Below are 5153 nucleotides of genomic sequence, written 5' to 3'. Positions count from 1 at the left end.
GACTGGATAGGCTGTATCACATTATCGAAGGAATAAAAATTGCAAAAGATATGTGTACAGGGTAGCTGCGGTAGGCAGGAATGACGTTAGGATGGAATTTAGTAAGCTCATTTGCTCAATCAGATAGCTATCGGGTAGCTCATTCTCTGATTTGCTCATTATACAGCACTGGTCCGCTGCTTAATTGTCACCACGGCGTGGTTTTTACGGGAATATTTCCACAACCCTGCCTACCTGTCCGTCTTCAAGCATCACTTTAATGCCTCTTGAATGAAATGCCGCACTGGTAAGCAATCTTTTTACAATACCCCGGGTTCTGTTTCCGCTTCGCTGGTCTTTTTTGAGTATGATATCAACCTCAAGTCCGGGATAGATATCTTTTCTGCTTTTGCCGTCCATAGTCTTGGTTGTTAATGAAGAATTAAAAATTAAGAATGGCGAATTTTTGTTGATTAACAACTGATTTGAATGTAGTAAGGATTCATCTCAATACGCTCTACTCACTACTTAATACTTATTGTCCAAATCTCTCCAGCATGATTTTTTCCAGGGCAAACATTTCATCCCGCAGTTTGGCCGCGAGCAGGAAGTCCGTATCTTTTGCGGCAGCAGTCATTTCCTTCTTAGTTTTATCAATTGATTTTTGCAGTTCCTGCTTGCTCATGTATTGAATGATAGGATCTGCGGCCAGATTGTCGGTCATTTCCTTTTCAACATAAGCTTTCTGAACCCCTCCTTTAAAATCCATGACAGAGGTCTGTTCAATAATTGCTTCCCTGGTTTTTCCAACAGTTCTGGGGGTAATGCCATGCTTTGTATTGTAGGCAATCTGTTTTTCCCTTCTTCTGTTGGTTTCATCAATGGTCACCCTCATGCTGTCGGTGATTTTATCAGCGTACATAATTACCCTTCCGCGGTCGTTTCTGGCTGCACGGCCTATGGTTTGTATCAGTGAGCGTTCTGAACGCAGGAAACCTTCCTTATCCGCATCAAGAATAGCAACCAGTGAAACCTCGGGAAGATCAAGACCCTCTCTGAGCAGGTTAATCCCGATCAGCACATCAATCACCCCCAGACGCAGATCTCTCAGAATTTCTACGCGTTCCAGAGTTTTTACTTCTGAATGAATATACCTTACCTTGATTCCAAGGCGATTCATGTATTTACTTAATTCTTCAGACATGCGTTTGGTCAGGGTGGTGACCAGCACCCTGTCGCCCATTTTAACAGTTTTGTCAATTTCATCCAGCAGATCATCCACCTGGTTGATTACCGGTCTGATCTCTATTTCCGGATCCAGAAGCCCGGTAGGACGGATAACCTGCTCCACAAAAACACCCTCTGTTTGCTGAAGTTCAAAATCTCCGGGAGTTGCACTCACATAAATGGTCTGAGGGGCAAGTTTTTCAAATTCATTAAAATTCAGCGGACGGTTATCCAGCGCTGCAGGTAATCTGAATCCGTATTCTACCAGTGAAAGTTTTCTCGAGCGGTCGCCACCATACATGGCCCTGATTTGCGGGACGGTAACATGGCTTTCATCAATGACCATGAGGTAATCATCCGGGAAATAATCCAGCAGGCAGAATGGGCGCATACCCGGAGTTCTGCCATCAAAGAAGCGGGAATAATTTTCTATCCCGCTGCAATACCCAAGCTCTCTGATCATTTCAAGATCGTAATTAACCCTCTCTTCCAATCGCTTTGCTTCCAGAAAGCGTTTTTGATCAATAAATTGTTGTTTTCGGGCTTCCAGCTCTTCCTGTATAGACCAGATCGATTGGGTTAAACGTTCTTTAGGTGTAACGAACAAATTGGCAGGGAAAATTGCCATATGCGACATTTTTTCGATGGTCTTACCTGTAGCCGGATCAATGGTGCTTAGTTCTTCAATATCATCCCCAAAGAAAGAAACCCGGTAAGCCAGATCCATGTAGGCAGGGTATATATCAACCGTATCACCCTTTACCCGAAAGGTACCACGTCTGAAATCGCTTGTAGAGCGTGAGTATAGTATTTCAACAAGCCGGTGTAAAAAGGCATTTCTGCTGATCTTTGTTCCGGTCGCAAAACGAAATACAGAATTAGAGAAATCTTCCGGATTTCCCATACCATAGATACATGAAATTGATGAAACCACAATCACATCCCTTCTTCCCGACATTAATGCTGAAGTGGTACGCAGTCTTAATTTTTCAATTTCCTCATTAATCTGCAGATCTTTTTCAATATAGGTATTGGATGAAGCGAGATAAGCTTCAGGCTGATAGTAATCGTAATATGAAACAAAATAGTTTACAGCATTTTCAGGAAAGAACTGTTTAAACTCACCGTAGAGCTGTGCCGCCAGGGTTTTATTGTGGCTAAGCACCAGCATAGGTTTTTGGGTTTGCTGAACAACATTGGCAATGGTAAATGTTTTACCGGAGCCTGTTACTCCAAGCAGTGTCTGGTAATGCTCGCCATTATTTACTCCCTCTACCAGTTGTCTGATAGCTTCAGGCTGATCTCCGGTAGGTTGATATTCAGATGTAAGTTTAAATTCCATGGGATGTTGTAAAGATAAGAAAGAAGTATTGAGTAGTGCGTATTGTGTATTGAGATTGATGACTGCTAAATTGGGAATCAGATTAATAATCAAGATGACTGCTATTATCAAATATTTTTCGAATTATTAATTATAAGAAAGAAGTATTGAGTAGTGCGTATTGTGTATTGAGATTGATGACTGCTAAATTGGGAATCAGATTCAATAATCAAGATGACTGCTATTATCAAATATTTTTCGAATTATTAATTACGAATGATCAATTACGAACTGAAATTCTTTGAAGGATTATTCCAGATAACAGACAACAGATTACATGTAAAAATCATTATATTTAATCATGCATTTTATCCTGAATGAAATAAACTCGGTTGCAAACCATTTTCTGGCTGAACTGCGTGATGCTCAGATTCAGCAGGATAGCATGCGTTTCCGTAAAAATATGGAACGGTTGGGTGAAATATTTGCCTACGAGATCAGCAAGGGGTTCAAATATGTGGATACAGAATTTGAAACGAGCCTGGGAACCGCAATGATACCAATCATGAAGGAGCAGCCAGTACTTGCCACCATTCTGCGGGCAGGTTTACCTCTGCACCGTGGTTTGCTGAATTATTTCGATAAAGCTGATTCTGCATTCATCTCAGCCTATCGTAAAACCAGTAAAAGCCATCATTTTACCATTGAGATAGAATATGTTTCTTCACCATCACTGAACGATAAAATACTGATTATAGCTGATCCGATGATTGCAACGGGTGAAAGTATGGTATTGTGCTGTAAGGAATTAATACAGCAGTACCGTATTAAAGAGCTTCATATTGTGGGTGTGATTGCCAGTAAGCTTGGTTTAGAACATATTAAAGCAAATTTACCTCAAGCCAGGCTCTGGATTGGTGCGATTGATGAAGAACTTACCACCAGGTCTTATATCGTACCGGGACTGGGGGATGCAGGAGATCTTGCTTTCGGAATCAAGGAATGATCTCCCTTTCTATTTTACGCTTCTTTTACGATCACTAAACTTTATTGGGTAAATTTGCGTTGATATTCAATCAATTTAATATTAATGCAATACAAGCACCTGTTTTTCGATCTTGATCATACCATCTGGGATTTTGATAAAAATGCGGAGGAAACTCTTTTTGAACTTTACCATTCTTATAATTTAAAAGATCTGGGATTACATTCTGCCGAACGGTTTATAGAAGTATATACCGATAATAATCATAAGCTCTGGGCTGAATATCATGTTGGTAAAATAAGCAAGCAGCAACTTCGCGAAACAAGGTTTGCGAAAACTTTTACAGATCTGGGGATTTCCCCTGAGTTTATTCCCCGGCAATTTGAAGATGATTATGTGAATATTTGTCCGACAAAGACCAATTTATTCCCCGAAGCTCATGAAACCCTGAATTATCTGAAAGAGAGGTATTCCCTTCATCTGATATCCAATGGATTTAAAGAATCTACCGAGCTGAAAATTGGTAATAATAAACTGGACATTTACTTTGATAATGTTGTTATCTCAGAGGTAATCGGGGTGAATAAACCTGACAGGGCGATATTTGAACATGCCCTGGGACTTGCAGGTGCCCTGATAAATGAAAGTGTTATGATTGGTGATAGTATAGAAGCAGACATCCGGGGGGCACAGAATATTGGAATGAAGGCTATTTATTTTAATCCTGAAGGAAAAGAAAAACCTGAGGATGTTGAACATCAGATTGGCTGTCTGAGTGAATTGAAAAGCATTTTATGAGTGCTGAACGGCAATACAGATCAATACTGAAAGCGGTAAAGGTTTATGAAGACCTTCTCTCAGGGGTTTCGGAAGATATATTCTGTATGAACCCTCCGGGAGGTGGATGGTCATATTCCGAGACCTTTTCTCATATTTTTCAATCAGATCTTGCTTCATTAATCGCTGCCGAGAAATGTATTCTTAAGACCGGTGTTCATACCAGAGACCGGACACAATGGCTTGTCTGGCTGATATTGTTTTTTGGGAAATTTCCTCCCGGAAAAATTAAGGCACCTGAGCAAATAAGGTCAATGGTAAAAAAGATCAGTACTGAAGATGCACGGAATTTAATCGGGAAGTTTAAGTCAAGACTGGATGCGGTCAAAAGCAGAATTAAAAGCTCAGACCCGAATCAAAAGGTAAAACACCCCCGCCTGGGTTTGCTGAATGCAAAGCAATGGTTCAGGTTTATTGAAATTCATACCCGTCATCATACGGCGCAGCTAAAGCGTATTGAAAGAATGCTAAAAAGCACTTAGTATTTATTTTCAGGGATAACGCAAAGGGATTTTATGGGATAAAATCCTGCATCACCTTCAATTTTCAGATCTATCCGGAAATTCGTCAGGCTCTTCAGGACGACACTCTGTGCTAATTTGCTGATTCCTTCTCCATTGTTGTCCGGTTAAAATGATTTGCTCACACTGAAAATCTTTTGCTCATGCCGCTGGGCCTAATTCTTTTCCTGCAGCTGAAAAGAATCAAAAAGCCGCGGCTGTCCGGTATTTGTTATAAATCCACATTTTATCCTTTTAGTGCACTCCAAGACGTGTTTAAGCAAGTGAGGTATGAATGTTTCTG

At 40.6% G+C, this 5153-nt stretch carries 5 protein-coding genes; 3 read left to right on the top strand and 2 right to left on the bottom strand.

Annotation, left to right across the window (positions count from 1 at the left end; translation table 11 throughout):
• Nucleotides 1-204 precede the first annotated feature (204 nt).
• The gene (locus P2W72_RS04190) at nucleotides 205-399 is read right to left on the bottom strand and encodes a YwbE family protein (RefSeq protein ID WP_276359652.1); all 195 of its coding nucleotides are present in this window, start codon (nucleotides 397-399) and stop codon (nucleotides 205-207) included.
• A gap of 115 nt (nucleotides 400-514) precedes the next feature.
• A complete protein-coding gene (gene uvrB, locus P2W72_RS04185) occupies nucleotides 515-2548 on the bottom strand; it encodes an excinuclease ABC subunit UvrB (protein WP_276359651.1) in 2034 nt (677 codons plus the stop codon).
• A 340-nt stretch (nucleotides 2549-2888) separates the two neighbouring features.
• Between uvrB and upp the strand changes: the two genes are divergently transcribed.
• From upp to P2W72_RS04170, 3 genes are all read left to right on the top strand, one after another.
• Nucleotides 2889-3533, top strand: coding sequence for a uracil phosphoribosyltransferase (upp, locus tag P2W72_RS04180; RefSeq protein ID WP_276359650.1), 645 nt, complete (start codon nucleotides 2889-2891; stop codon nucleotides 3531-3533).
• 84 nt (nucleotides 3534-3617) lie between these two features.
• Nucleotides 3618-4310 (top strand): YjjG family noncanonical pyrimidine nucleotidase, encoded by a 693-nt coding sequence (locus tag P2W72_RS04175; RefSeq protein WP_276359649.1) that lies wholly within the window; start codon nucleotides 3618-3620, stop codon nucleotides 4308-4310.
• Nucleotides 4307-4831 carry a DinB family protein gene (locus P2W72_RS04170; protein WP_276359648.1) on the top strand — a complete coding sequence of 175 codons (525 nt, stop codon included), beginning with the start codon at nucleotides 4307-4309 and terminating at the stop codon, nucleotides 4829-4831. Before P2W72_RS04175 ends, P2W72_RS04170 begins: the two co-directional genes overlap by 4 nt.
• The last annotated feature ends 322 nt before the right edge of the window (nucleotides 4832-5153 follow it).

Source organism: Daejeonella sp. H1SJ63 (assembly GCF_029360775.1).
In the GTDB taxonomy this organism is placed as follows: domain Bacteria; phylum Bacteroidota; class Bacteroidia; order Sphingobacteriales; family Sphingobacteriaceae; genus Daejeonella.
This window is presented reverse-complemented; position numbering and strand designations above follow the sequence as displayed.

Excerpts from the sequence above, each read along its gene's own strand:
- P2W72_RS04190 (WP_276359652.1), bottom strand. The coding sequence starts at position 399 with ATGGACGGCAAAAGCAGAAAAGATATCTATCCCGGACTTGAGGTTGAT.
- uvrB (WP_276359651.1), bottom strand. The coding sequence starts at position 2,548 with ATGGAATTTAAACTTACATCTGAATATCAACCTACCGGAGATCAGCCT.
- upp (WP_276359650.1), top strand. The coding sequence starts at position 2,889 with ATGCATTTTATCCTGAATGAAATAAACTCGGTTGCAAACCATTTTCTG.
- P2W72_RS04175 (WP_276359649.1), top strand. The coding sequence starts at position 3,618 with ATGCAATACAAGCACCTGTTTTTCGATCTTGATCATACCATCTGGGAT.
- P2W72_RS04170 (WP_276359648.1), top strand. The coding sequence starts at position 4,307 with ATGAGTGCTGAACGGCAATACAGATCAATACTGAAAGCGGTAAAGGTT.